This is a genomic window from Paenibacillus tritici, from assembly GCF_018207515.1.
GTDB lineage: Bacteria > Bacillota > Bacilli > Paenibacillales > Paenibacillaceae > Paenibacillus_AQ > Paenibacillus_AQ tritici.
In genome coordinates this window covers 6,694,888-6,720,627 of sequence record NZ_CP073365.1, presented here as the reverse complement: position 1 = coordinate 6,720,627, position 25,740 = coordinate 6,694,888, and the positions used below count along the sequence as shown (strand labels likewise).

Annotated in this window: 16 protein-coding genes; 13 read left to right on the top strand and 3 right to left on the bottom strand. The window is 54.1% G+C overall.

The window, feature by feature from the left end; genetic code table 11:
* Positions 1–593: 593 nt before the first annotated feature.
* The 3 genes from KDC22_RS28855 to KDC22_RS28845 are packed head-to-tail and all read left to right on the top strand — an operon-like array spanning position 594 to position 8,029.
* Positions 594–1,259, top strand: a complete 666-nt coding sequence (locus KDC22_RS28855) for a hypothetical protein (protein ID WP_246553082.1) — start codon at positions 594–596, stop codon at positions 1,257–1,259.
* Between the two features lie 2 nt (positions 1,260–1,261).
* The gene (locus KDC22_RS28850; RefSeq protein WP_211721178.1) at positions 1,262–5,518 is read left to right on the top strand and encodes a glycoside hydrolase family 2 protein; all 4,257 of its coding nucleotides are present in this window, start codon (positions 1,262–1,264) and stop codon (positions 5,516–5,518) included.
* Between the two features lie 36 nt (positions 5,519–5,554).
* Positions 5,555–8,029 (top strand): GH36-type glycosyl hydrolase domain-containing protein, encoded by a 2,475-nt coding sequence (locus KDC22_RS28845; protein WP_211721177.1) that lies wholly within the window; start codon positions 5,555–5,557, stop codon positions 8,027–8,029.
* 101 nt (positions 8,030–8,130) lie between these two features.
* Here KDC22_RS28845 and KDC22_RS28840 read toward each other — a convergent pair whose 3' ends face one another.
* Positions 8,131–8,742, bottom strand: a complete 612-nt coding sequence (locus KDC22_RS28840; RefSeq protein ID WP_173139771.1) for a methyltransferase — start codon at positions 8,740–8,742, stop codon at positions 8,131–8,133.
* A 330-nt stretch (positions 8,743–9,072) separates the two neighbouring features.
* Here KDC22_RS28840 and KDC22_RS28835 point away from each other — a divergent pair, with 330 nt between their 5' ends.
* From KDC22_RS28835 to KDC22_RS28825, 3 genes are all read left to right on the top strand, one after another.
* Positions 9,073–11,040 (top strand): heavy metal translocating P-type ATPase, encoded by a 1,968-nt coding sequence (locus KDC22_RS28835; RefSeq protein ID WP_211724226.1) that lies wholly within the window; start codon positions 9,073–9,075, stop codon positions 11,038–11,040.
* 198 nt (positions 11,041–11,238) lie between these two features.
* On the top strand, positions 11,239–12,180 hold the full coding sequence (trxB, locus tag KDC22_RS28830; protein ID WP_036694921.1) for a thioredoxin-disulfide reductase: 942 nt from the start codon (positions 11,239–11,241) through the stop codon (positions 12,178–12,180).
* A gap of 82 nt (positions 12,181–12,262) precedes the next feature.
* Positions 12,263–12,499 (top strand): glutaredoxin family protein, encoded by a 237-nt coding sequence (locus KDC22_RS28825; RefSeq protein WP_173139766.1) that lies wholly within the window; start codon positions 12,263–12,265, stop codon positions 12,497–12,499.
* Positions 12,500–12,565: 66 nt separating this feature from the next.
* Here the strand turns inward: KDC22_RS28825 and KDC22_RS28820 are convergent, their stop codons facing one another.
* Entirely contained in the window at positions 12,566–12,760 is a 195-nt protein-coding gene (locus KDC22_RS28820; protein ID WP_173139764.1) for a hypothetical protein, read from the bottom strand.
* Positions 12,761–12,966: 206 nt separating this feature from the next.
* Entirely contained in the window at positions 12,967–14,127 is a 1,161-nt protein-coding gene (locus KDC22_RS28815) for an ROK family transcriptional regulator (protein WP_173139762.1), read from the bottom strand.
* A 401-nt stretch (positions 14,128–14,528) separates the two neighbouring features.
* Here KDC22_RS28815 and xylA point away from each other — a divergent pair, with 401 nt between their 5' ends.
* From xylA to KDC22_RS28780, 7 genes are all read left to right on the top strand, one after another.
* Positions 14,529–15,848 (top strand): xylose isomerase, encoded by a 1,320-nt coding sequence (gene xylA, locus KDC22_RS28810; protein WP_173139760.1) that lies wholly within the window; start codon positions 14,529–14,531, stop codon positions 15,846–15,848.
* A gap of 573 nt (positions 15,849–16,421) precedes the next feature.
* The gene (gene xylB, locus KDC22_RS28805; protein ID WP_173139758.1) at positions 16,422–17,918 is read left to right on the top strand and encodes a xylulokinase; all 1,497 of its coding nucleotides are present in this window, start codon (positions 16,422–16,424) and stop codon (positions 17,916–17,918) included.
* A gap of 352 nt (positions 17,919–18,270) precedes the next feature.
* Positions 18,271–19,818, top strand: coding sequence for a response regulator transcription factor (locus tag KDC22_RS28800; RefSeq protein WP_211721176.1), 1,548 nt, complete (start codon positions 18,271–18,273; stop codon positions 19,816–19,818).
* A 91-nt stretch (positions 19,819–19,909) separates the two neighbouring features.
* The gene (locus KDC22_RS28795) at positions 19,910–21,742 is read left to right on the top strand and encodes a sensor histidine kinase (RefSeq protein WP_425516973.1); all 1,833 of its coding nucleotides are present in this window, start codon (positions 19,910–19,912) and stop codon (positions 21,740–21,742) included.
* A 115-nt stretch (positions 21,743–21,857) separates the two neighbouring features.
* Positions 21,858–22,844: an ABC transporter permease gene (locus KDC22_RS28790; protein WP_173139754.1), complete on the top strand. Its 987-nt coding sequence runs from the start codon at positions 21,858–21,860 to the stop codon at positions 22,842–22,844.
* Positions 22,845–22,858: 14 nt separating this feature from the next.
* The gene (locus KDC22_RS28785) at positions 22,859–23,758 is read left to right on the top strand and encodes a carbohydrate ABC transporter permease (RefSeq protein WP_173139752.1); all 900 of its coding nucleotides are present in this window, start codon (positions 22,859–22,861) and stop codon (positions 23,756–23,758) included.
* Positions 23,759–23,954: 196 nt separating this feature from the next.
* A complete protein-coding gene (locus tag KDC22_RS28780; RefSeq protein ID WP_211721175.1) occupies positions 23,955–25,694 on the top strand; it encodes an ABC transporter substrate-binding protein in 1,740 nt (579 codons plus the stop codon).
* Positions 25,695–25,740 lie beyond the last annotated feature (46 nt).

Here is a 25,740-nt window from a genome sequence, read left to right as displayed (position 1 = left end):
CAGGGAGCGAATGAGGTGTACTTATACCCTTCATTCCAGGAAAATCCTCGCCAGCGCCCGAATGAAGTGTATTTATACCTCTCATTCCCTAAGAATCCCCGTCAGCGCTCGAATGAAGTGTACTTATACCCTTCAATTCCCGAGAATCCCCGTCAGCGTCCGAATGAGGTGTATTTATACCTTTCATTCCGGGAGAATCCCCGCCAGGGAGCGAATGAGGTGTACTTATACCCTTCATTTCTTGAGAATCCCCGTCAGCGTCCGAATGAAGTGTATTTATACTCTTCATTTTCCTACTCCACGAGCTTAAATCTCTTCCTGGAGTATCGGCGGGCTTGCTACGTTGCAATAACTGTAAGGCCGATTACCGCCCCACCTACCGTCCCCGTCCCAACTATACCATCCCAGTGCCCGCCCCGATTCCTGTCCGTCCCCCGTCCCGGCTACCGTCCAACTCCCGTCCCATTTCCCCTACACAAATAGGCAGCTTTCGTCATGTCGCTATTATGCTAAAGAAGGGCATGATCGTCAAGGAACCGGCCGGCCGGATGCGTTAATCTAAAGAGGTAGATGACATAGGTTGGAGGGGAATTATGCAGCGCTGTTTATATCGGGCCGAGTGCAGGGAGGGCGTTGATCCGTCAGCTTTTTGGAGCGCACAGGACGGGTTGCTGAATGGACGGATGGACGGGCTGGGCGTTTCCGGGCTCAGTGTTTTTCAGGGCGGCAGGCAGTCGTTTCTGTATTATGAATGCAGCGGTCAGCGGATGGAGCCGGAGCAGTTGTTCCCCGAGGCAGGGGAGATTCTCAAGAGCTGGCCGGGAGGAGAACATCCCAGGTTGTGGGTGCCAATGATGGATATTTTTCATTATCAGCAGCCGGTCTCCGCGCAGCATTGGAAGCGCAACCAGGGGGCGGGGATTCCCTATGGGAGGTTGGCGGCGCTGAAGCCGGAGCAGGTCTCAAGCTATATCTATTACCATTATCAATATCAGGAGGAGCGCCCGGGAGACGGTGACAAATACGGAATCATCGGCCTTCACGAGAACCTGCTGTTCTTTTATTCCGAGCTGCCCGCGACTGTTGAAGCTGCACCCTATGCCGGCAAGCTCACCACGAATCTCCGGCCGGAGCATTGGGGCGAGGTTATGGAACCGCATTTCAATAAGTGGGGGAATATGCCGCGAGACCAAGCCATTTGGAAAAAACTTACGCTTGTCCTAAGCATCCCGCTTCCCCACAGAGGAAAAGGAGAATGAACATGTTACGTACATCCATATGCCTGAACGGTGAGTGGGATTTCATGCCGCTCTATGACCAGCCGCGCAGCCGCGCTCTCCCGGAGAGACTTCAGTACGAGGCCCGCAAAATACAGGTTCCATCGAGCTGGCGGTACAGCTATCCCACACCATCCGGGAGCAAGTTCGGGGAAGTCGCTGACTATGATTACACGCCGTTTGCTGTATACGGGTACCCGGAGGAATGGAACGCGGCGGAGGCCGGTGTGCTTCACCGCATGTTTCAGGTGCCGGAGGCGATGCTGGAACAGCGGGTTGTGCTGCGGTTGGACGGAATTATGCAAAAAGCGGCGGTGTACCTGGACCGCGAGCGGATTGCCGTCTGGGAGGACGGGTATCTGCCGCTGCGGCTGGATATCACCCCGCTGATCAAACCCGGCCGGGAGCAGCACCTGCATGTGGTCTGCGGGAGCTTCGACCAGATGGTGCTTCCCTCCGGCGAGGAGAAAATCACCGGACTGGCCGGCTCCTGGTTCGGCAGAATCGCCAGAGGAATCTGGCAGGATGTCTTCCTCGAAGGCTACCCGCAGGTGTCTCTGGAGGATCTTACGATCCGTACCTCTGTCCGGCAAGGCATGCTGGAAGTGGATGCCCTTATAGGCAGTGCAGAAGGCGGTCCCCCAGCCGAATCGCTGCAGGTGTTCCTGAGAGTCAGGGAGCGGAACTCCGGGTTCCCGCCTGCGCCGGGGACTCAGCCGCTGCCGGTACTTGAGGCGGAGGCCGAAGCGGAAGCCTTGCCTGCGCAGGCAGGAGAAGGACGGCAATTATGCCTGAACACCAGCAGCCGGGAATGGAAGGGAGCCAGGTTTACCCTGCCGTGGCAGAATGCCCGGCTGTGGAGCCCCGATACCCCCTTCCTATATGAGCTGGAGCTTACGCTACAGTCAGCGGGGGAGGTTCTCGACCGCCGGACCGATATCTTCGGCTTCCGGGAGTTCTGGTGCGAAGGCCCGAAGTTCATGCTGAACGGAATTCCCGTTAATCTGCGGGGGGATTCCTGGCATTTTCAGGGGGCGATGCAGCAGACGGAGGATTACATCCGCAATTGGTACCGCCTGTGCAGACAGGCGGGTATTAACAGCATCCGGCTGCACGCTGAGCCGTACCCGTCCGATTATCTGCGGATTGCCGATGAGGAAGGAATGCTGATTGTCGATGAGACGGCTATCTACGGGTCCGGCAAAACTATGGATGCGGCACATCCCGATTTCATCGGCAATTGCCGGGCGCATGTGCAGCGGCTGGTTCAGCGGGACAAAAACCATCCATCCGTCATACTGTGGAGCGTGCAGAACGAGATGCGCTGGGTGGACGGCCGGGATACCTACAAACAGCATATCCCGGGTCTGATGGAGCTGATGAGGGCTCTTGATTCCACCCGCCCGATTATGGTGGAAGGGGATAACCGGCTGGTCACCAAGCAAGAGACAGAGGTGGAGAGCCGCCATTACAACATTGACGGCACGATTGCGCAGTGGGACCGGGAGGTTCCGCTGACCTTTGGCGAGCATGGCGGCTGGTGGTATATCTGTCCGCAGAACAGCAGCATGTATATCGGACTGGACGCATACCGCGACTCAGATGCCAGTGCTGTCGGCTTGGCTGAAAAAGAGCGGCTGTTCGTAGAATATGCGCGGCGGCAGGGTGTCTCCGGGATCTCTACCTTTAACTTTGCCCATTATTTCATGCGGGCGATGCCGGAGCAGGAGATCAAGCTGCCGCCTGCCGACCTGACTACGCCAGGCCCTAAGCCCACCGTGATTCCGGCTTATTCGCTCTCGCTGAACAACGGGCTGCTGCCGGAGGAATATCCGGCCTTCAGGCCTAATCCTTCTTGGGCCATTATGGCCGCAGCCTTCAAGCCGGTAACGCTGATAGCCGCCGAATATAACCGCTGCTTCTTCGATGACTCCCTGATCCGGCGCAGCTTCGATGTCTATAACGACACGCTGGCGGAACAGGAAGTAACGATCGAATGCACAGTCCGGCAAGCCGGGCGTATGGTTCATAGCCAGACCTTCCGTTTCCTCCACGAGCCTGCTGCCCACCGGACGATCCGGCTGGAATGGATGCCGGACCCGGTTAATGGCGAAAGAATAGGAGTAGGTGTAGGTGTAGGGGAGGAGGCAGGGGCTGGAGTAGGAGAAGGGACGGAAGTAGAAGTAGGAGCTGGAGTAAAAGCACCAGCAGTAGTAAAAGCACTGGCAGGTGAAGGAGAAGCCGTGCTGTCTGCCCGGTTGTTCCATGGCGGCGAGCTGATGCATGAGCTTAATCTAAGCTACCGTCTGCTGTCCGGTAGTTATAAGACCAAGCCGGTAGAGGTAGCACTTCCCGCTGCTTATATAGGCTCTGACCGGGATTACCAGGCGATTCACGCGCTGGTGCCTGAGCTGGTCCGGGCAGAACCAGATGCGGTAGAACAGCTTGCCGGGGGGACCTTGCTGATTGTCGGCAGCCGCATGGAGGATAAGGACGGGGCGCTGGACCGGAAGCTGAGAGGATTTGTGCAGCGGGGAGGCAGATTGCTGCTGCTGGAACAGCTTCACCTCTCCCCCGGCAGGCTTCCGCTGGTACGCAGGGAATTCATCCGTGCCCATGCAGGCGACTATGGGCATCCGGTGCTTCAAGGTCTGGAAGCGGAGGACCTGATGTATTGGCATGAGGAGCTGCGCGAGGAAGGACCGCTGCCGATCATCCGGGCAGCATTCGAGAAGCCGGTAACCGGCGATTTCACCCTGCTGCTGGAATGTAGCGCGGGTGATTTCGGAGACGGCGGCGATCTGTGGTCGCCGCTGCTGGAGTACCGCAGCTGCGGTACGGGCATGTTCCTGGCGAATCAGCTGGAGATTATGGACCATCTCCACCGGATTCCCCAGGCCTGCCTGCTGCTGCGCAGCCTGCTGCAGTATGCGGGCCGCGCGGTCCACGCGGCCCCTCTCCCGGCTGCGCCGCGGTCCGCAGGACCCGCCACCGCAGCCACGCCCGCCGCAGCGCTGACGCCCGCTGCGGCAAGGTCCGCTGCGGTATGGGTCCGCAGCGGCAGTGCGGCGGAAGCCTTGCTCGGCAAGCTCCGCCTGAAGGGCCAGAGGCTGGACAGCGCCGCAGGCTTGTCCAGCCTGAACCCCGGCCTCCTCGTCGTGGAGGCCGGACTGCTGCATGGGCCGGGCGCGGCGGAAGCCGTGCGCCAGGCAGCCCTGGCCGGCAGCACAGTGCTGGTGCTGCCGGCTGTGCCCGGCGGGCAGGAGGCACTGGCCCGGCTGCTGGACCGTCCCGTGCATATTGCGCCGCACGGGACCTATCATCTGGCGGCGGACTATACGCACGCCGCCGTCTGCGGGATCAGCCCTGTCGACCTGTTCGGCTTTGACAAGGTGCATCTCTCGCCCCGGGATGTGGTCAACCGGGAGCTGGCCAGCCACAGGCTGGAGGTGCAAGGCGCTGAGGTGCTGTGCACCAGCGTCGAGGGCACAGCCTGGAAGGATTACTTCGCCGGGCAGCATACGGCGGAATACAGCAGGCTGGCTCTGGTTGAGCTGAACCGCCGCAAGGCCACCGCCCCCGGAGCCTTTGTGATCCGGCAGGCGGCCGGAGAGGGAGCCATTATCTGCTCGCAGCTGTTGGCAGACCCGGGCAGCGACAAAAGCCTGAGGCTATACACCCGCCTCCTTGGCAACCTCGGAGCCGTCTTCACAGATGAGCTGCTCCTCCAGGACAAAGGAGATGCAGAGTGGGCGGTGGAAGCCGCAATGACGCTGTTCTGTCCGCCGTATACCGACTATCAGGCGATGAAGGACTACTATACCGATCCGGCGTTCTCTCTGAACAATCTGGGCGAAGGCCTGTACGGCTGGATGAAGAAAAAAGAACGGCGCGAAGACGGAACCCTGCTGATCCCTGCGCCGGAAGGCCGCCCCCTGTTCCTGAGCTGCTTTGTGCACTTGCCGGAGACGGCAGACGCAGACAGCTTGAATCCGGGCGGGGGAAGGACTGGTAGACTGCGGGTGAACTCGGCCTGTGATTATGAGATCTACATGAACGGCCGGTTCGTGGCCGAACCGGAACAGGAGATTACGCTGACAAGCGGGATCAACCGCCTGATTGCCATCGTCCGGGGAGGCCGGGAGGATATCGCTTTTGGCATGGTTTTCCTGAACAAGGACGGTACGTATATGAATGATCTGGAGTTCCGCCTGACGATGGATGAGGTTGAGCCCAAGTGAGCAATGAGCAAGGCTAAATAGAGAGGAGCCAGACCAATGACAGAGCAACCGGGAACCATGAATCCGGCAGGCCATTCCGGCCGTGTGCAGAGTAACCAGGCTGCCGGGTCAGCGCCAGTGGGGAGTCCGCTTGCCCGCGCTGCAGAGCTGGACCAGTATTTCACCTTCCGCGACGACGCGAAGGAAGTAGAATTCAAGCGCCATGATATGCCTACCCCGTGGCTGAACTATTTATCCAACGGCACCTTCCATACCATGCTGTCTCAAGCGGGCGGAGGGTTGGCTTTTTATAAGTCCCCGCAGATCTGGCGGATTACACGCTACCGGTTCTTTCACCTGCCGACTGACCGCTCCGGCCCTTATATTTACCTCCAGGATGCCGGAACAGGCAGCTACTGGTGTCCGACTTATGAGCCGGCCTTCCAGAAGCCGCAGGAATGGCGGAGCAGCCACGGTATGGGCTATACCCGCTTTGAAGCGGCACAGGATGAAGTATCGGCGAAGACCGTCTATTTTGTCGGACCTTACGAGAACTCGCTGATCTGGAATCTGACACTGACCAACCATAGTACAGAGGCCAAAGAGCTGAACGTGTATGCCTATGCCGAGTTTGGCATGATGGAATTCATGCGCGAGCTGCAATGGCAATGCTACAACAAACATCAGGTGTCCGTGCAGTATCATGACAAAGAAGCCCTTATCTATAAATATGGAGTAGAAAATCAGCCCAAGCCGGATGAGACACCGCTCGTCTACATGATGTCGGATGCGCCGCTGGCCGGCTATGACGGGGACCGTGAAGAGTTCATCGGCAGCTACCGCAGTGAATCCAATCCGGCAGCTATAGAGAAGGGGGGCTGTACTGGCTCAAGTATTCTGGGGGGAGACCCCTGCGGAGCCTTGCAGGTCCAGGTAAGGCTTGCGCCCGGCGAGACCCGTACCGTGAACTTTTTCCTCGGAACGGCAATGACAGAGGCTGAGATTGAGCAGGCCATCGACCATTCGCGGGAGGCGGACTTCGTTACCCGTTCCTTCGCGGCGCTTAAGGAGAACTGGGACAGCTATCTGGGCGCATGGAACTGTGAGCTTCCGGACCGGGATGCGCAGCGGATGCTTAATACCTGGAATCCGTACCAGTCGCAGCGGAACTTTCTTTTCTCGCGCAATATTTCGTTCTATGCCACCGGCACCTTCCGGGGCGTAGGCTACCGGGATACCGCCCAGGATATCCTGGCTGTTGTTCCGTATGATCCGGAAGCGGCCAAGGATAAAGTCCGGCTGCTCCTGGGACAGCAATATCAGGACGGGCATGTGAATCATTACTTTTTCCCGAATGAAGGGTGGGACCCGGTCACCAGTATCCATTCGGATGATCACCTGTGGACGGCGCTGGCTGTATGGGACATTCTCGCAGAGACCGGGGACGCCGGATTTCTGCAGGAGAGCCTACCCTTCTATGACGGGGGTGAAGCCCCGCTGTATGATCATTTGAAGCGGGCTATCGACTTCACCGTCTCCAGGCTGGGGCCGAACGGCTTCCCGCTGATGCTGCGCTCGGACTGGAATGACCAGCTCTTCCGGGTATGCCGGGAAGGCAGAGGAGAGAGCATCTGGACAGCGATGCAGTTCGGAACGGTGCTGCTGCGGATGAAGGATCTGGCCGCGGCAGCCGGGCATCCTGAGCATACAGCAGACTACGCAAGGCTGTATGAGGAACAGAAGCGGCTCGTGAACACGCTGGGCTGGGACGGGCAATGGTTCCGGCGGGCGGTCATGGATGACGGGCGTTATCTGGGCACCGCTGAGCATGATGAAGCCCAGATTTGGCTCAATGCCCAGACCTGGGCGACCCTGTCGGGGATGGCCGAGTCTGACAAAGGGCTGCAGGCCATGGATAGTGTGCGCGATATTCTGGATACGGAGCTGGGCATTAAGAAGCTGCATCCGTCCATTACGAACTTCCCTGATCCCGCAGACCCCCTGACGAACTACAATAAGGGAACCGGAGAGAACGGTGCTGTGTTCTGCCATGCCAATACCTGGGCGATCATTGCTGAATGTATGCTGGGAAGAGGGGACCAGGCCTACAAATATTACCGTCAGCTGATTCCGAACATAGCGATGGAGCAGGCGGGGATACAGCGCTATAAAGCAGAACCGTATGTCTATGCCTCGAACCTGTTCGGGCCGGAGTCCGACAGATTCGGCCTGGCGAATGTATCCTGGCTGACCGGGACTGCGGCATGGATGTATGTAGCTGCTACACAGTATATTATGGGCATTAAGCCTGTGCTGGCCGGATTATCGGTTAACCCGTGCATTCCGTCCTCGTGGGAAGGCTTCTCGGTTGCCCGGAGATTCCGCGGCTGCCTGTATGAGATTACCGTGAAGAACGACAGCCGTGTCTGCTCAGGCGTCAAGGAAATCCGTGTGGATGGTGAGCTGCTGGAAGGAACAGTCATCCCCGCTTATCCGGACAGAAGTTCGGTGAAGGTGGAGGTCATACTTTAGTGCCGCGCAATAGATAAGAGCAAGCTTAGACAAATATCCCGCCAGCCGTCTGCATGGAGCAGAACTGTGACGGGATATTTGTTGTTTACTCATGTCCTGTATCAGGTTCGGAGAGAAGGAGTGCGCCTCAGGATAACAAAGTCCGCCGAGGACTGATCAGGATACCGCTGCGGAATGATCTCTTGCACCTTGAACTGGGGATAACCGGACAAATAATGAAACAGATTACGGTCCTGGATCGTACTCAGCAGGGGATTCGCGTCTTCTTTCAACCGGGTATACAGAATCACCCACTCTTTTGAAGAGTGCAGGATGTCGTAGAGTGTTGAGCGAAAATCAGTTTCATCCGTAATATGGTACAGCACATCAAGGCATACGGTGAGATCGGCTTGCAGGAAGCCACGGTTAATCCACAGGCCCGGCGTATACTGCATGAAGCTTTTGGAGGAATCCTCCGCATACTTGGAGGCACAGAGCCGCACCGCGGTCGCTGCCACATCTACTCCCAGATACTTGCTGTAGTTCATATACTGTAACTGATTGCCGTCCCCGCAACCAAACTCAATGATGCTGGCAATATTCTCGCGTTGAATCAGGCCGTTGACCACCTCGGCTTTGAATTCAGCCAGTACGCCATACGAGCCCCTACCCGATGTCTCGCCTGATTGATACGTTTGCTCCCAATATTCCTTATAGTCAAAAGGCCGCTGCATAGGTTTCCCCCGTTTCTGTGAGATGCAATTTGGAATGATAGCTATACATAGATTATGCGGAGGATCTGGAGGTATGAGTTTTAACAAGCTTTTCACCTCCGCAAAAATCAGGCTTGTTCCCGGGTTTACTTTTGCGCCGGTCGTGGTATAGTATAGCTATAAGTTGCATTGAGGAAATATAGTTGCGCTATTGCAACAATGATTATCATTCTCAGTTAACATGCTGTCCCGGCGGAGCCGGGGCAGCATGTGTCATTTTAGGGGCACTAATAATGGCTCTCATTCTCAAGTGTGACGCTTAACTCAAACCAATCAGGAAGGTGATTTATGATGCAAGCAACCTCGAAACGAATACCCAAATCCATCGCGCGCCAAGGAGGTGCGCAGCAGCCCCGGACGCCGGAGCCTCGCCGCTTCGATCCGCTGGCCATGATTAGCAACTCCGAGATGCAGGCCGCACTCGGAAGCGGGCTGATCATGCTGGCAGCCTGGGCTGCCAGCGGCTGGTCGGAGGTCTTGTCCGTCATTCTCTACGTGATCTCTTATACCCTGGGCGGCTGGATGAAGGCCAAGGAAGGCGTAGAGACCCTGGTCAAGGAGCGTGACCTGGATGTCAATCTGCTGATGATTGCCGCTGCGCTCGGTGCCGCCTCAATCGGGTACTGGAATGAAGGCGCGATGCTGATCTTCATCTTTGCCCTCAGCGGGGCGCTGGAGAGCTACACCATGGAGCGCAGCAAGAAGGATATCTCCGCTCTGCTGGCACTCAAGCCTGCCACTGCCGTTCGCATCGAGCAGGGGGCCATGAGTGAGGTAACCATTGATCAGCTCGCCATCGGAGACCTGCTGCTGGTCCGCCCCGGTGAGCTCGTTCCCGCAGACGGCAAGGTATGCCGCGGGGAATCCTCCGTCAATCAGGCATCCATCACGGGGGAATCGCTGCCCGTAGACAAGACTGCCGGGAGTGAAGTGTTCGCCGGTACGGTCAACGGGGAAGGCCCCCTCTATATAGAAGTGACGAAGACTGCTGAGAATACGCTGTTCGCCAAGATCATCCGCATGGTTGAGGAAGCCGGGAATGAAGTGCCGGATTCACAGCGTTTCATCAAACGGCTCGAATCTGTATATGCCCGCGTTGTGGTGGCTGCAACCGTCCTGCTGATCGCTTTGCCGCCGTTTCTGCTGGACTGGAGCTGGAGTAATACGTTCTACAAAGCAATGGTTTTCCTGGTCGTGGCTTCTCCGTGTGCGCTTGTATCCTCAATTATGCCCGCCATGCTGTCGGCCATCTCCAAGAGTGCCCGCAAAGGTATCCTCTTCAAGGGCGGGGTTCATCTGGAGAATATGGCACGGACTTCTGTAGTCGCTTTTGACAAAACCGGTACCCTGACTGAAGGCGTCCCGCAGGTTACGGATTTCATTGCCGGAGAAGGTTATGTGCGGGAAGAGCTGCTGTCTGTCAGCGCCTCTATCGAGAAGCTGTCGGGGCATCCGCTGGCAGAGGCCATTGTCGCGCTGGCTGAAGCGGAACGGATAGAGCTGCGGGATATTGAAGAGAGCAAGTCGGTCACCGGCTGGGGAATTGAGGGTGTCATAGACGGCCGGCTCTGGCGGATTGGCAAGTCGAATCTGCTGGATCAAGCGGAGGATACGGCTGCTGTGGCAGGCCCGGACGATTGGAGCACCCTGCGCAGCAGGCTGGAGCAGGAGGGCAAAACCGTATCGCTCATTCTTGACGGTGACACCATCGCCGGAATGATTGCGCTGCAGGACACCGTGCGTCCCCAGGCGGAGAATGCCGTGCGTAAACTGCAGGAGCTTGGGATCAAGGTAGCGATGCTTACCGGTGACCGCGAGGCCACAGCACAGGTGATTGCCGGAAAAAGCGGCGTTGATCTCGTATTCGCCGGACTTTTACCTGAAGATAAGGTGTCGCATATCAAGGCGCTTCGTGAACAATACGGCCATGTCATTATGGTAGGCGACGGGGTGAATGATGCACCTGCGCTGGCTACAGCAACCGTTGGGATGGGCATGGGGATGAAGGGCAGCGGAGCCGCACTGGAGATTGCCGATGTGGTGCTGATGAATGACAATATTGAAGAGATTGCCGGGACCATAGCGCTGGCGCGCCGGACGCAGCGGATTGTGAAGCAGAATATGATTTTTGCCGTGACGGTGATTGCAGCCTTGATGATCGGCAACTTTGTTCAGGGGATTGCATTGCCGTTCGGGGTCGTGGGGCATGAGGGAAGTACGATTCTTGTCATCCTGAACGGCCTGCGTCTTTTGCGCTGAATCAGGCTGAAGCAGCAGATGATCTATCCAAGCCTATATTTAATTGCTTAAAATTGAATTGTTCACAAAATAGGAACGTTTACAGCGTGTCTGGCATATTGACAATTATCCTTGAGGTGATCATAATAAATACTACATTATAATAATTTTAAATAAGGAATGGCCGACTTTGCCGTCCATCTCAAGGGGGATATCATCATGTACAAATCAATTATTGTCGGTACTGGACCGGCCGGATTGACAGCTGCTATATATTTGGCCCGGGCGAACCTGAACCCGCTCGTTATCGAAGGTCCGCAGCCAGGCGGACAGCTTACGACTACAACAGAGATCGAGAACTTTCCGGGATTCCCGGAGGGCATTCTGGGCCCGGATCTCATGGACAATATGCGCAAGCAGGCTGAACGCTTCGGCGCACAGTTCGTTACCGGCTGGGTGAACAGCGTGGAGCTCGGCGACCGTCCGTTCAAGCTGAACGTGGAAGGCATGGGGACGCTGATTACAGATACACTGATTATTTCCACAGGTGCTACAGCCAAGTATCTCGGGATTCCCGGGGAGCAGGATAATATCGGACGCGGGGTCAGCACTTGTGCTACCTGTGACGGATTTTTCTTCCGCGGCAAAGAGATCGTGGTGGTCGGCGGCGGCGATTCCGCGCTTGAAGAAGCGGGCTTCCTGACACGTTTTGCCTCCAAGGTAACCCTGGTGCACCGCCGTGAAGAGCTGCGGGCCTCCAAGATTATGCAGGACCGTGTCCGCGATAATGCCAAAGTGACCTGGGGACTGAACCGTACCCCTGTGGAAGTGATTGCCGGCGACAAAGGTGTAACAGGCCTGAAGGTGATCAACAATGAGACCGGCGAAGAAGAGTTCATTGAAGCCAGCGGGGTATTCGTGGCTGTCGGTCATCATCCCAATACGGCCTTCCTTGGCGGACAGATTACTACGGATGCGAACGGCTACATCGTATCGAATCCCGGCACCTCGGAGACGAACATTCCCGGCGTATTTGCTTGCGGAGATGTGCAGGATACCCGTTACAGACAAGCAATTACGGCTGCGGGCAGCGGCTGTATGGCAGCTATGGATGCGGAGAAATATATTGAGAGTCTGGAGCACAGCGCGGTTATTATGTAAGCAGGCATTTGGAAAAGCAAGTCTTCCGGTGCTACAATAGTTCTCAGAGTCTAATACTTATATACGAGGAGGAAATCATACTATGGAGAATGTAATTGTGTATACATCGACGAATTGCCCGCATTGCCGTCAGGTGAAGAGCTTCCTGAGCGATAAAGGGGTAGCCTACGAAGAACGCAATATCGAGCAGAATGAGGATTATGCCCAGCAGGTATGGGATATGGGCATGAGAGCCGTTCCTATTACGGTAATCGGCGACGTCAAGATCGTTGGCATGAACAAAACCAAGTTCGACAAGGCTTTGGCTGCTGCTGAATAAATAGCCGGGAATAATATTGTAAATGAGCCGCTTCCCTTGGGAGGCGGCTTTTCAATGATGCTGGCGCTAAGACAAGGACATGATAATCTGAAATACAGCATACACGGCAATGCCGCTGGCAATAAGGAGAAGTCCCGATTTCTTCCGCGACTGGAACAGGCGCAGGACACCGAGGCTGATGAGCGGAGCAATGATGAGCAGCAGCAGCAGTACACCGATGAACATCTTTGCCGAAATATCGGACGTATCAACATAGGTCATGGATTCTCTCTCCATTTCAGAAAAAGGGGATGGTGATAAATGTCACACAAGTATCCTTATTATATAGGAAAGCTATCCCTTTTAGAGCAGAAAATATTGCTGAAAATGCGGCGATTTTACGAAATATAAGAGCTTATCCGAAATGTAAGAGCTTAGCAGAAACGGGTGCCATCCTAAAAAAGGACGGCACCCGTTTGCGAATGAGTCTAGAGGGTTACCCGGATATTGCCCAGAAAGTGCATGACGGCAGCAAAGCCTGCTCCAATCATAGTTCCCCGGCTCCCGAGCTTGGAGAAGGTGATCTCAAGCTGCTGCTTGTGATAGGGCAGTGTACGCTCAGCGACTACCCGGCGCAGCGGTTCGCCAAGCCACGGCTCCGCTTCGGACAGGGCGCCCCCGATGACGATCAGCTCCGGGTTGAAGCTGTTAATCAGATTGGTAACTCCGATCCCCAGATACTCGCCGATGGAGTCGAAGTGGCGCAGGGTATCCGGCTGTCCCTCCAGCGCATACCGGACGAGTCCGGTCGTCGTGCGGGCGGGCAGGGAGAGTCCGGGGTTATCATAGGTTTTCTCGGAGGCGTATAGCTCCCAGCAGCCCCGGCTGCCGCAGCTGCAGGGCTTGCCTTCCGCCTCGATCGTCATATGTCCGGTCTCCCCTGCGTATCCCCGAGCCCCCTTATACAGTTCTCCTCCAATAATGATACCGGACCCGATCCCCGAGCCCGCACTGATATACAGCAGATGGCGCACATCGCGCGCCGCGCCGAAGTTCAGCTCTCCCTGGGCCCCGGCGTTGGCTTCATTATCAATGGTGACGGGCACGGAGAAGGCGCTTTCCAAGATCGAACGCAGGTCCACCATTTCCCAGCCCAGGTTGGGTGCGAACAGGACGACGCCCTGCTCATCGACCATTCCCGGTACGCCTACGCCAATGCCGACAAGTCCGTAAGCAGAAGAGGGGGCAATGGCGATCAGCTCCGAGATCATCTGTTGCATCTGCCCCAGTACATAAGGAAAGTCGTGGGTTTCCAGTACACAATCCCGTTCATGAAGAATGCCGCCTCCAAGGTTACAGAGTACAGCCTTCAGCTGCTTCACGCGCAGCTCGATTCCGATGACACTGCCGGCCATCTCGTTGAAATGCAGCATCAGCGGCTTGCGTCCGCCGCTGGATTCCCCGGGGCCGGCTTCGGTCACCAGCTCCTGTCCGCATAGCTCGGCCACCAGATTGGAGACGGTAGCTTTATTAAGGCCCGTAATCTCGGACACCTTGGCCCGGGAGAGAGGGGATTGCATTCGGATGGTATGTAGAATAATCGACTTGTTTATTTTTTTGACCAGCGCCTGATCACCGGTAACTTTCAAGAAGCACACTTCCTTTTTTGAAATATAAGATTATCCGGTCTGCTGAGCGGCGGCGTATAACAAGGGGAAAGCCGTTGTTTCAGGATAGAACCGAGAGGTTTCGGGGTTACGCGCATACGGGTATCGATGTAGTCTTGCAGCCGTAATCCGCAGCGCAGGTATGCCACTTAGTCTAGAATGAAGAGCGCAAAAATGCAACTAGATTAACCTGCGGACGGTGTAAGGAAATTACAGTTTTCTGTATAGACGGAACTGTCCGGGGGCATTTTACGCTCAGCGGTACAGGTCAAAATAAAAGTTTAAAAAACTTTGTTTAACCAATATACAAAGTCAAAAAGATGTGTTAAGATGTTGCTGTAAACGCTTGCGGGCGAAGCATAATATCGAGGAGGATTTTACAAATGGCTTATTTTGAAACAGTGAGCAAGATCTCTTACGAGGGAAGCCGTTCCACTAACCCTTACGCATTCAAATTCTACAATCCCAAAGAAATCGTAGCCGGCAAAACTATGGAAGAACACCTGAAATTTGCAATGGCATACTGGCATACATTAACCGCTGGCGGTTCCGATCCGTTCGGCGCTGAGACAGCAGTCCGCGCTTGGGACAGACTGAGCACACTTGACAAAGCCAAGGCCCGTGCAGAAGCAGCATTCGAGTTCATGGAGAAGATGGATCTGCAGTACTACTGCTTCCACGATGTGGACATCGCTCCAGAAGGCGCGTCCCTGCGTGAATTCTACAGCAACATCGACACCATCGTAGATATCCTTGAACAAGGCATGAAGGCTTCCGGCAAAAAACTGCTGTGGAACACAGCCAATATGTTCACCAACCCGCGCTACATGCACGGTGCAGGCTCCACTTGCAACGCTGACGTATACGCACATGCTGCTGCACAGGTGAAGAAGGGTCTGGAAGTGGGTAAACGTCTGGGCGCTGACAACTATGTATTCTGGGGCGGCCGTGAAGGCTACGAAACCCTGCTCAATACTAATATGAGCCTTGAGCAAGACAACATTGCCCGTCTGTTCAGCATGGCTGTTGATTATGCTAAGGAAATCGGCTTCGAAGGCCAGTTCCTGATCGAGCCTAAGCCGAAGGAGCCTACCAAACACCAATATGACTTCGATGCAGCAACCTGTATCGCATTCCTGCAGAAGTACAACCTGGATAAGCACTTCAAGCTGAACCTTGAAGCTAACCATGCTACACTGGCCGGCCATACTTTCGAGCATGAGCTGCATGTAGCCCGTATCAACGGCATGCTGGGATCGCTTGATGCGAACCAGGGCGATCCATTGCTCGGCTGGGATACCGATGAATTCCCTGCAAGCATCTACGATTCTACCCTTACTCTGTATGAAGTACTGAAGAACGATGGTCTGGGCAAAGGCGGAATCAACTTCGACTCCAAAGTACGCCGTCCTTCCTTCGAGCCTGAGGATCTGTTCCTGGCACATATCTCCGGTATGGACATCTACGCTAAGGGCCTGAAGGTAGCTGCGAAGCTGCTGGAAGACGGCGTATTCGAGAACTTCATTGCTGAGCGTTACAGCAGCTTCAATGAAGGCATTGGCGCTGACATCGTATCCGGCAAAGCGACACTTGCTTCGCTTGCTGATTATGCGCTGAACAATGAGAGCCCGCGTCCGAACAAGTCCGGACGCCAGGAATTGCTGAGAGCAACACTTAACCAGTACATCCTGACTGTAGAGTAAGACTGCACCGGATTTGCGGCAGCTGCCGCAGATTCATCACAGGATAAACGCAACGGGGGTTGCTGAAGAGAGCATTCTTCGGCAGCCCCCTTTTATTGCTGGAGAATAGATGTGGATGGCAGAGAATGACGGAGAATGGCTGTGCGAATGTATTTTGTGCAATAGAATGCTCTGCTCTCGCTGGGAAATGCCATTCTGCTGCATTTGGTACAACAGATTCTTGCGGATAACGTTCACTGGAGCCTTTTCAAGGAATTCTAATGTACGAAGTGCAACAGTTTGCGATTTTCGGCCGATTTAGGGGGAATCTATTGCAGGAAATACAATGGCAGCCGCCGTATCTCCGGGTGGAGGGTACTTCTTTCAGACGGCTTACGTACCAGCTATGCACAGGCTTCGGTAATAGGGTTAATGCTTCATATAATTAATTAGATGCTTACGAAGCGAGTTTTGCTTGAAGTGAATACAGGAAGCAGAAGCTCGCAAAACTTAAGATTATGCTTACGAAGCGAGTTATATTGCGGAGATGTTTCAAGAGAAGTAATGCTTCATATAACTTTTAGGAGGATAACTATGAAATATGTAATCGGTGTCGATCTGGGAACCAGCGCGGTAAAGACTGTATTAGTAGATCCCCAGGGCAAAGTAGCTTTCGAGCATTCGGAGGCCTATCCGCTCAGCAGACCCCAGCCGAACTGGAGTGAGCAGAACCCGGAGGATTGGGTGAAGGGAACCATCGCCAGCCTGAAGCGTCTGATGGAAGTATCGGGTGCCGAGCCTTCACAGATTGATGGCATCAGCTTCTCGGGCCAGATGCACGGGCTTGTACTCGTAGACGGCGAAGGCAAGGCACTGCGTCCGGCGATTCTGTGGAATGATACGCGTACTACGGCCGAGTGCCGGAAGATTGAGAAGAAGCTTGGCAGCAAGCTAATCGAGATCGCCAGAAACCGCGCGCTGGAAGGCTTCACGCTTCCGAAAATTCTCTGGGTACAGGAGAATGAGCCAGAGGTATTGGCGAAGGCTGAGTTGTTCCTGCTGCCGAAGGATTATGTGCGGTATCACCTGACGGGCGACTACGCCATGGACTACTCTGACGCCGCCGGAACCCTGCTGCTCGACGTAGGCGGTAAGCAGTGGAGCGCAGAGATTGCTGAAGCGTTCAATCTGCCGCTCTCCCTCTGTCCGAGACTCGTGGAATCCTTCGAGCAGACCGGAACCCTGCTGCCGGAGATTGCTGAAGCTTCCGGCCTGCTTGCTTCCACCAAGGTGTTCGCCGGTGGTGCGGACAATGCCTGCGGCGCGCTGGGTGCCGGCATTCTGGGTGAAGGCCGGACGATGTGCAGCATTGGAACCTCCGGTGTGGTGCTGTCCTACGAGAGCAACAAGGATCTTAACCTTGAAGGCAAAGTCCATTTCTTCAATCACAGTGAGAAGGATGCCTTCTATATCATGGGTGTCACCCTGGCGGCAGGGCACAGCCTGACCTGGTTCAAGGAGACTTTTGCAGCCGAGAAGAGCTTCGACGAATTGCTGCAAGGCGTTAACGCTATTCCGGCTGGAAGCAGCGGCCTCCTGTTCACACCGTACATCAGCGGAGAACGTACACCGCACCCGGATGCGAATATCCGCGGCAGCTTCATCGGCATGGATTCCGGCCATACCCTGTCACACTTTACCCGGGCTGTGCTGGAAGGCATTACGTTCTCGCTCCGTGAATCCATTGAGATTGTTCGTGAATCCGGCAAAGAGATTACCGAGGTTGTCGCAATTGGCGGCGGTGCTAAGAACGAAGCCTGGCTGCAGATGCAGGCCGATATCTTCGGCGCCTCCATTATCAAGCTGGAGAGTGAGCAGGGTCCGGCGATGGGCGCGGCTATGCTGGCGGCTTACGGTGCAGGCTGGTTTGAGTCACTGGGCGCGTGTGCGGAAGCCTTCATCCGTCCGGCTGAAACCTACACGCCTAATGCAGAGCAGGCTGCAATCTACGATGGTATCTTCGCTGTGTACCAGGATGTATACAGCCAGACCCGTGAACTGAATGAGAAGCTGGCTCAGTATCGTAAATAAAATATTAGCATGGAATATCTGCCATCCTGTATAGGGTGGCAGCTTGTTTTCATAGGGTATAATATCTAAATAAAAGAAAAGCAAAAGAAGCGGAGGGGGAATTTGGAACTGTAGGAGCAGCAGCGAACGCCTGAAAGCTTTCCGCAGGAAAGCTTGCTTCGGAAGCATCAGCAGTCACCGGATTTCACCTGCGAACAGCGGTTCCAAATCAAGAAATCTGGGGGCGGGCAGCGGCCGGAAGTCCGAATTTCACCGCAGTGACGACGGAGCTTCAAGTTTAAGACTAAGTACGCTTATTAAGTACGCTTATATAAAAGCAAATGTTAATAACGCCTTGAAGGGAGGAGCGCAATTGATCAAAGTACTGATTGTGGATGATGAGCCCAAGCTAAGAGAAGGAATGCGGACACTGATCCCCTGGGAGGAACAGGGGTATACTGTGGTAGCGACAGCCGCTAACGGCTATGAAGCTCTGGACAGATTCCATGAGCTGGCCCCTGGACTTGTGATTGCAGATATCCGTATGCCCGGGATGACCGGGCTGGAACTGATCTCGGAGCTGCGGAAGGAGAGTCCGGGCTGCCATGTGCTGATTCTCAGCGGTTATGCTGATTTCGAATATGCGAAGCAGGCCATCTCCTACCATATTGACGGGTATTTGCTCAAACCGGTGGATGAGGAGGAATTGATCAGCTATCTGCAGGAGCTGCGGGAGAAGATCAGCCTGGAGGAACGGATGAATGACTGGCAGGCGCTGGAGCCGGCAAGGACGACCGAGGTGCGGGTGCGGGAGCTGCTGCAGTCGAAGGAGCCGGCTGAAGCGGTGGCTGAGCTGGGCCTCGCGGACCGCAACTGCGAAGTGGTTCTGCTGGAATTGAAAGGGCTTAACAAAGGCGAGGATCTCCGGGAAGAGCAGGTGAAAAGACTGCTGGAGCGCCATTGGCAGGACCAGGAGGAGCGCGGCTTATTCTTCACTCTTCCCCCGTATATGGGACTTCTGCTGAAGGAGCCGCTCCGGGATGAACGCGCCCGGGCCGGGCTCTGGCAGGAGCTGCATCACCTTGTATCCAAGGAGGGGCTGGAGTTCATCGCAGCAGCCGGCGGGATTGCAGACAGGCCGGAAGAGGCCTCCCAGTCCTTAGCGGCTGCAAGCGCACGGCTGGAGGATGCCTTCTTCGGGCAGAAGCATACGCTGCTCAGCGGAATGCCGGACCAATGGGAGGAGCCTGTAAGCAGGCCGGGAGCCCTGGAGGAAGAGCAGGACCCTGAGCGTGATATCGAGGTACAGCTTCTGCTGGCTGTGGAAGCGGGAAGCAGTGAGGTAGCCAGAGAGCTTACCCGGCAGATTATCCGCCAGCTGGTGCATACCCGGCGGGACGAGACCTATATCAAGGACAATCTGCTGCGGATTGTCAGCAGTACGATGGCCCGCCTGGAGGCGGCGAATCCCGAGATCCGCCCGCTGATTGCCGGGCAGGCCTCGCCTATGAGCGAGGTCTACAGCAGCGGGTATCTGCATGATGTGGAGCGGCTGGTATCAGGCTATTTGGAGCAGATCTCCAGGCTGACGGGCAGTGGGAGCGGGCGCGGAGATGAGATTAAGCGGATTACCGATCTGATCCAGCGCCGATATAAGGAGAACCTGAAGCTGGGCACACTTTCGGAGATTTTCAATTACAACAGTGCCTATCTGGGCAAAATGTTCAAGAATCAGGTGGGTGAGCATTTCAATACGTATCTGGATAAAGTCCGGATCGAGAAGGCCAAGCAGCTCCTGACCCAAGGCATGAAGGTCTATGAAGTGGCAGAGCAGGTCGGGTATATGAATGCCGATTACTTCAATGCCAAATTCCGCAAATATGTCGGAGTCTCTCCAAGTGCGTTCCGCAAGGAGAATTAGACAAGCGATAAGCTTGCAGAAGGTGAAACGTGAAGCTTATGATATACAGGTTGCTCCCCATCTTGCAGAAGACTAGGGGGGCAGCCTGTTTGTGTATCGGAAAGGGGAGATTATTATCAAACGTCTGGTGCGGATGGTCAACAATATGAAGCTGAAATACAAGCTGATTTTTTTCTATATTATCGTCGTTATGATTCCTGTGCTGATTGTGGGCTTTACTCTGACCAATTATTTTCGTGACGGGGCTTTAACCAGAGCGATTGACCAGGCCACCAACAATGTGGAGAAAATCAAAAGCCAGTTATCCAGCAAGCTGCGGGTCCCTACGGATATCTCCAACCTGCTCTACTTCAACGAAGAGCTGGAGCAGCTGGTGAATACGAATTACCCCAGTATTCTGGAGCTGACCAAGGCTTATCTGAACTACACGGATTTCAAGGAATATGTGCTGCGGTACCGGGAGATCTCCAATATCCGTTTTTTCATTGATAACCCGACGCTGGTAGATGATATGTCCATAGCGCCGTTAACGCCGGAGGTCCAAGCGAGAAGCTGGTATAAAAAGGCGACGCAGAGCAGTCAGATCTACTGGATGTATATCCCTGACAAGGAGCCTTATATCAACAGTCCCAAAGGAACCATCAACAAGCTTAGCCTTGTCCGCCAGGTGCCTTACCCTGAATACAACAAATCCGGAGTATTAATGGTGCAGGTGGTGCAGGATGAACTGAATCAGATGCTCTATCAGGAGCCGTTTGACACGATCATCATTGATGAGCAGGGGTATATCGTGGCGGCTAAGAATCCGCAGCTTGTGGGCAGCACGGTGGATGCTTTTGACCTGGGAATGGATGTGCAGTCGAAGTCTAAAGGTGTGTTCACTGCGGAGGTGAAGGACCAGGATTCCTACGTCATTATTGATGAGATGACCCCTGCGCTGAGTATCAGCAAGCTGAAGATTATTTCGGTATTTGAGACGAAAAGCATTCTGAGTGATGCCAATAAAGTGAGCCAGCTTGGCCTGTTCATTGTCGGCGGAGTGCTGCTTGTGGCTCTTGTGCTGGTATACACCATCTCGCTGCTGACTTCCAACCGTCTGCTGCGGCTGAGCCGGCAGCTCAACCAGGTAGCGCTGGGTAACCTGAACGTCGTCTCGCGGATCGACGGGACGGATGAGATCGGCCAGCTGTCGCGCCAGTTCAATTACATGGTAGCCAGCATCAACCAGCTGATTAATCAGGTTATTGAGAGCAATGAGAAGAACAGTACGCTGGAGATCGCCCAGCGGGAGATCAAGCTTAAGATGATGGCCAGCCAGATTCATCCGCATTTTCTGTTCAATGCGCTGGAGTCCATCCGTATGAATGCCCATCTCCGGGGAGAGAAGGAAATCGCCAACATTGTCAGGCTGCTGGGCAAGCTGATGCGCAAGAACCTTGAAGTCGGCAGGGAAAGAGCGCCAATCAAGGAGGAGATAGAGATGATCCGCTCTTATCTGGAGATTCAGAAGTTCCGGTATGAGGACAGGCTGGAGTATGAGATTGAGTTCGATCCCGCCGCCGCTGAAGTTATGATCCCGCCGCTGATCATCCAGCCGCTGGTAGAGAACTCCGTGGTGCATGGTCTGGAGAATAAGGAAGGCACTGTCCATGTCAACATCGCTATTACCCTGGACGAGAACAAGGAGGTTCAGGTAGTAGTGATGGATGACGGCATCGGTATGAAGGAAGGACGGCTGTCTGAGATTATGGAGGTAATCACCAAAGCGGAGGAAGAGGAGCAGGGGCGGATTGGTCTGCGCAATGTGCAGCAGAGACTGACCTTGTATTACGGAGCGGAGCATGGGCTGAGAATCTCCAGCCGGGAAGGCGAGGGGACCCGGATTACCTTTTCGATCCCTACGGACAGCAAATTGAAGTCTTAAGTAGCCTGCTTGCCGTTAGAATGTCTAATTTCTATAGGTTTTTACGTGAAATCTGTTGGGTATTTCTCCCCCCGGAGCTGAGATAAGATATAGCTATCAAAGCGAAGGGGGAATAATGATCGTGAAAGCGCTCACTGAAAACGGTGTTACAGCAAATGAAAGCGTAACCCCCCGCCCACCTGCGAAACGGAATAGTGGCTTTTGGAAAAGCGTAGTGCAGCAAAAGTACTTATACCTGATGTCCCTTCCATTCGTAATCTGGGTATTTATTTTCAGCTATGTGCCTATATGGGGATGGCTTATGGCCTTCCAGAATTATAAGCCGGTCAAGTCGTTCAGTGAACAGAAATGGGTCGGACTGGATAACTTCAAAGAGCTGTTCCAGGATGAACGCTTCTATCTTGTATTAAGAAATACACTGGCCATGAGTATGCTTGGACTGATATTCGGCTTCGTGGTTCCCATCCTGTTCGCGGTGATGCTCAATGAGCTGCGCGGGAACATCTTCAAGAGAACGGTTCAGACGATCTCTTACCTGCCTCACTTTGTCTCCTGGGTTGTGGTAGGCGGGATTGTCTACAAGACACTCGCGATCGACGGCGGGATTGTGAACGATCTGCTGCTCTGGATGAATGTTATTGATGAGCCGATCCAGTTCATGTCCAAAGGTAAATATTTCTGGGGAGTCTTAACTGCAGCCGACATCTGGAAGGAAACGGGCTGGAATGCAATCATCTATTTGGCAGCGATTACAGGGATTGATAAAGAGCTGTATGAAGCGGCAAAAGTGGATGGCGCAGGCAGAGTCAAGCAGATGTTCAATATCACGCTGCCGGGTATCCGTACCACTGTAATGGTCCTGCTCATTATGAACATCGGCCATCTGGTCGGTATCGGCTTCGAGAAACAGTTCCAGCTTCAGAACAACCTCGTAACCGATTATTCGGAAGTGCTGGATTTGTATGCGCTTAAATACGGGATTCAAATCTCGCGATTCTCTTACGGTACGGCAATAAGTATGTTCACCTCGGTAGTCAGTGTGATCCTGTTGTTCACTGCTAACGGTCTAATGAAGAAATTCGCCAAAGAAAGCATTATGTAAGGAGGGGATTATCAATGGGTGGCAAAGCGTTTCAAATGTCAAAAGGTGAACGTGTATTCGATGTCTTTCTCTACATCGCGCTGGGATTGATTATGATTGTGACATTATATCCCTTTCTGAACGTGCTGGCGATTTCCTTCAATGAATCTACAGACACCGTCCGGGGCGGCATCTATATCTTCCCGCGGGAATGGACCCTGGAGAACTACCAGCGGATCTTCAGCTATACCGGCCTGATTCAAGGCTTCAAAATCTCTATTCTGCGTACCCTCTCAGGTACACTGCTGGGTCTGATCAGCGCGTCGATGCTGGCCTTTACGCTCAGCCGTCCGGAATTCAGAGCCAGAAAGTTTGTCTCGGTGTTCCTGGCCCTGACGATGTATTTCTCCGGCGGTATGGTGCCGATGTACATTCTGATGAAGGACTTGAATCTGATTGGAACATTCTGGATCTATATTCTGCCAGGCATGGTTTCCGCCTTCAACGTCTTCATTATCCGCTCCTTTATGGACGGGCTGCCCTTTGCCCTGCAGGAATCCGCCAAGCTGGACGGGGCCAATGACTTTATGATTTTCTATAAAATCATCTTGCCGCTCTGTAAGCCGGTGCTGGCAACGATCGCACTGTTCCTGGCGGTAGGACAATGGAATGAATGGTTCACCACATATCTGTACAACGGCAACAAGCCGCATTTGACGACCCTGCAGTTCGAGCTTATGAAGGTCTTGTCGTCTACCAACCAGGGCAGCGGCATGGTCAATGCGAACGATATGGCCCGGCAGATGGCGCAGATCTCGCCGGAGTCGATCAAGATGGCCATTACCATTGTTGTAACCGTACCGATTCTGGTGGTATATCCGTTCCTGCAAAAGTATTTTGTCGGCGGGATGACGCTGGGAGCCGTTAAGGCGTAAGCCTCAGCTAAGCCATAGAGTGATAAGGAGAAACTGCCGGGTTCTGTGCAGGGCCAGGCAGCCCTCCCGCTCACGCGAAGTGTTAATATGTGGTAATTTATATTTATGGTGGTTTTGCAAGCGTTCACAATGGTATATTCAGGTCTAACCTGATATGCATAAATGCAAGTTAATTAATATACAAGGGGGATACACAATGAATCGCAAGAGCACCAAAACGATTTTTACACTCCTGCTGGCCAGCTCGATGCTAATCGCCGGTTGTGGAGGAAATAGCAATAATGCTGCCAACAACACGACACCTAACAACACAGGAAATACACCCGAAGCCACGAATTCTGCTGATGATACCGCATTAGATACTTCACCGTTCACCATTTCCTTCTTCGGTGCGGATGCCAGCCCGAACTGGAACAAGATGCAGGATGACGTAGGTAAAGCCATTACTGAAAAGACCGGAGTCACCCTTGAAGCTGAATTTGACGTAGGCAGCGGCGGCGGCGACCAAAAAATCGCCATGATGGCTGCCAGCGGCGACGTGCCTGATCTGATTTTCGCCAAGGGAAGTCTGAGTAAACTGGTGGACGCCGGGCTGATTGTCGATATGACCGAACTGATTGATAAACATGCTCCGAACCTTAAGAAAGTCTACGGCGAGAACATGAACCGTCTGAAATACTCCCTCGATGACCAGGCCATCTATCAGATTCCTACGAATATGGGTGTCGGCCAGCAGTCCTTCGACGCTACAGGCGGCTTTGAGATTCAGCACCGTGTGCTGAAGGAGCTTGGCTATCCTGAGGTGAAGACCCTGGCAGATTATGAGAAGGTGCTGAAGGATTATGTGGCGCTGCATCCGGAAACTGACGGTCAGCCTACCATTCCGCTTACCCTGAACGCGGATGACTGGAAGATCATGATCACAGTGACTAACCCGGCCTTCATCGCAACAGGTGCGCCGGATGATGGTGAATACTATGTTGATCCTGAGACCTTCGAGGCCAAACTTCACTACAAACGTCCCGAAGAGAAAGAATACTTCCGCTGGTTGAACGGCATGTATGCCCAAGGCCTGCTGGATAAAGATACTTTTGTCCAAAAAGATGACCAATACAAAGCTAAAGTAGCCAGCGGCCGTGTACTCGGTCTGATCTCCCAGGAATGGGAATACTCCGATGGTGAGAATGCACTGAAAGCAGCCGGTAAAGATGAATACACTTATGCACACTTCCCGGTGACTTTGTCTGATGAGTATAAGGATCACTCCTTCATGCAGACTGGTATCGACGGCTATGGTCTTGCCATTACTACGGCAGCCAAAGATCCGGTCCGTATTATCAAATGGCTGGACTGGATGTCTTCCGATGAAGGCCAGGTTCTGAGAACCTGGGGGATTGAAGGCAAACATTACACTGTAACTGACGGTAAACGTGAAGTGAATCCTGAAGTCCGCGACGGATTAGCCAATGATACCGCGAACACCCAGAAGGAAACAGGGATCGGCCAGTACCTGATCTTTGGTGCACGTTATGGTGATGGTGTGAAGGATCCCACAGGCAACTACTACACTACAAGCTTCCCGGATCAGATTGTCGCTTCTTACTCGGCAGCTGAGAAGGAATCCCTTGCCGGATATAAGGCTACAACCTGGAAAGATCTGTTCCCGAAAGAAGATGAATTCCCGGTCAAAGAAACGGGCGCTCTATACAACATGCCTGTTCCAACTGACGGCAAATATCAGGTAACCTTCAGCAAGACGCAGGATATCATCCGCAAACGTATTCCTGAAGCTATCCTTTCCAAGCCGGCTGACTTCGATAAAGTGTATGACGCCTTCCTGGCCGAGCTGGACAAAGCAGGCGCTCAGGAGATGGAAAAAGAATTCACAGAGCTCGTGAAAAAGAGAGTATCCCTGTGGACAGGTAAAAGTCTGTAAGCAATCATTGGATGTGAAATGATCCATACAGCAAAAGGCCCGACTT

Bases quoted from the DNA above. Each gene is read 5' to 3' on its own strand.
- KDC22_RS28855 (WP_246553082.1), top strand. From the start codon at position 594: ATGCAGCGCTGTTTATATCGGGCCGAGTGCAGGGAGGGCGTTGATCCG.
- KDC22_RS28850 (WP_211721178.1), top strand. From the start codon at position 1,262: ATGTTACGTACATCCATATGCCTGAACGGTGAGTGGGATTTCATGCCG.
- KDC22_RS28845 (WP_211721177.1), top strand. From the start codon at position 5,555: ATGACAGAGCAACCGGGAACCATGAATCCGGCAGGCCATTCCGGCCGT.
- KDC22_RS28840 (WP_173139771.1), bottom strand. From the start codon at position 8,742: ATGCAGCGGCCTTTTGACTATAAGGAATATTGGGAGCAAACGTATCAA.
- KDC22_RS28835 (WP_211724226.1), top strand. From the start codon at position 9,073: ATGCAAGCAACCTCGAAACGAATACCCAAATCCATCGCGCGCCAAGGA.
- trxB (WP_036694921.1), top strand. From the start codon at position 11,239: ATGTACAAATCAATTATTGTCGGTACTGGACCGGCCGGATTGACAGCT.
- KDC22_RS28825 (WP_173139766.1), top strand. From the start codon at position 12,263: ATGGAGAATGTAATTGTGTATACATCGACGAATTGCCCGCATTGCCGT.
- KDC22_RS28820 (WP_173139764.1), bottom strand. From the start codon at position 12,760: ATGACCTATGTTGATACGTCCGATATTTCGGCAAAGATGTTCATCGGT.
- xylA (WP_173139760.1), top strand. From the start codon at position 14,529: ATGGCTTATTTTGAAACAGTGAGCAAGATCTCTTACGAGGGAAGCCGT.
- xylB (WP_173139758.1), top strand. From the start codon at position 16,422: ATGAAATATGTAATCGGTGTCGATCTGGGAACCAGCGCGGTAAAGACT.
- KDC22_RS28790 (WP_173139754.1), top strand. From the start codon at position 21,858: ATGATCGTGAAAGCGCTCACTGAAAACGGTGTTACAGCAAATGAAAGC.
- KDC22_RS28785 (WP_173139752.1), top strand. From the start codon at position 22,859: ATGGGTGGCAAAGCGTTTCAAATGTCAAAAGGTGAACGTGTATTCGAT.
- KDC22_RS28780 (WP_211721175.1), top strand. From the start codon at position 23,955: ATGAATCGCAAGAGCACCAAAACGATTTTTACACTCCTGCTGGCCAGC.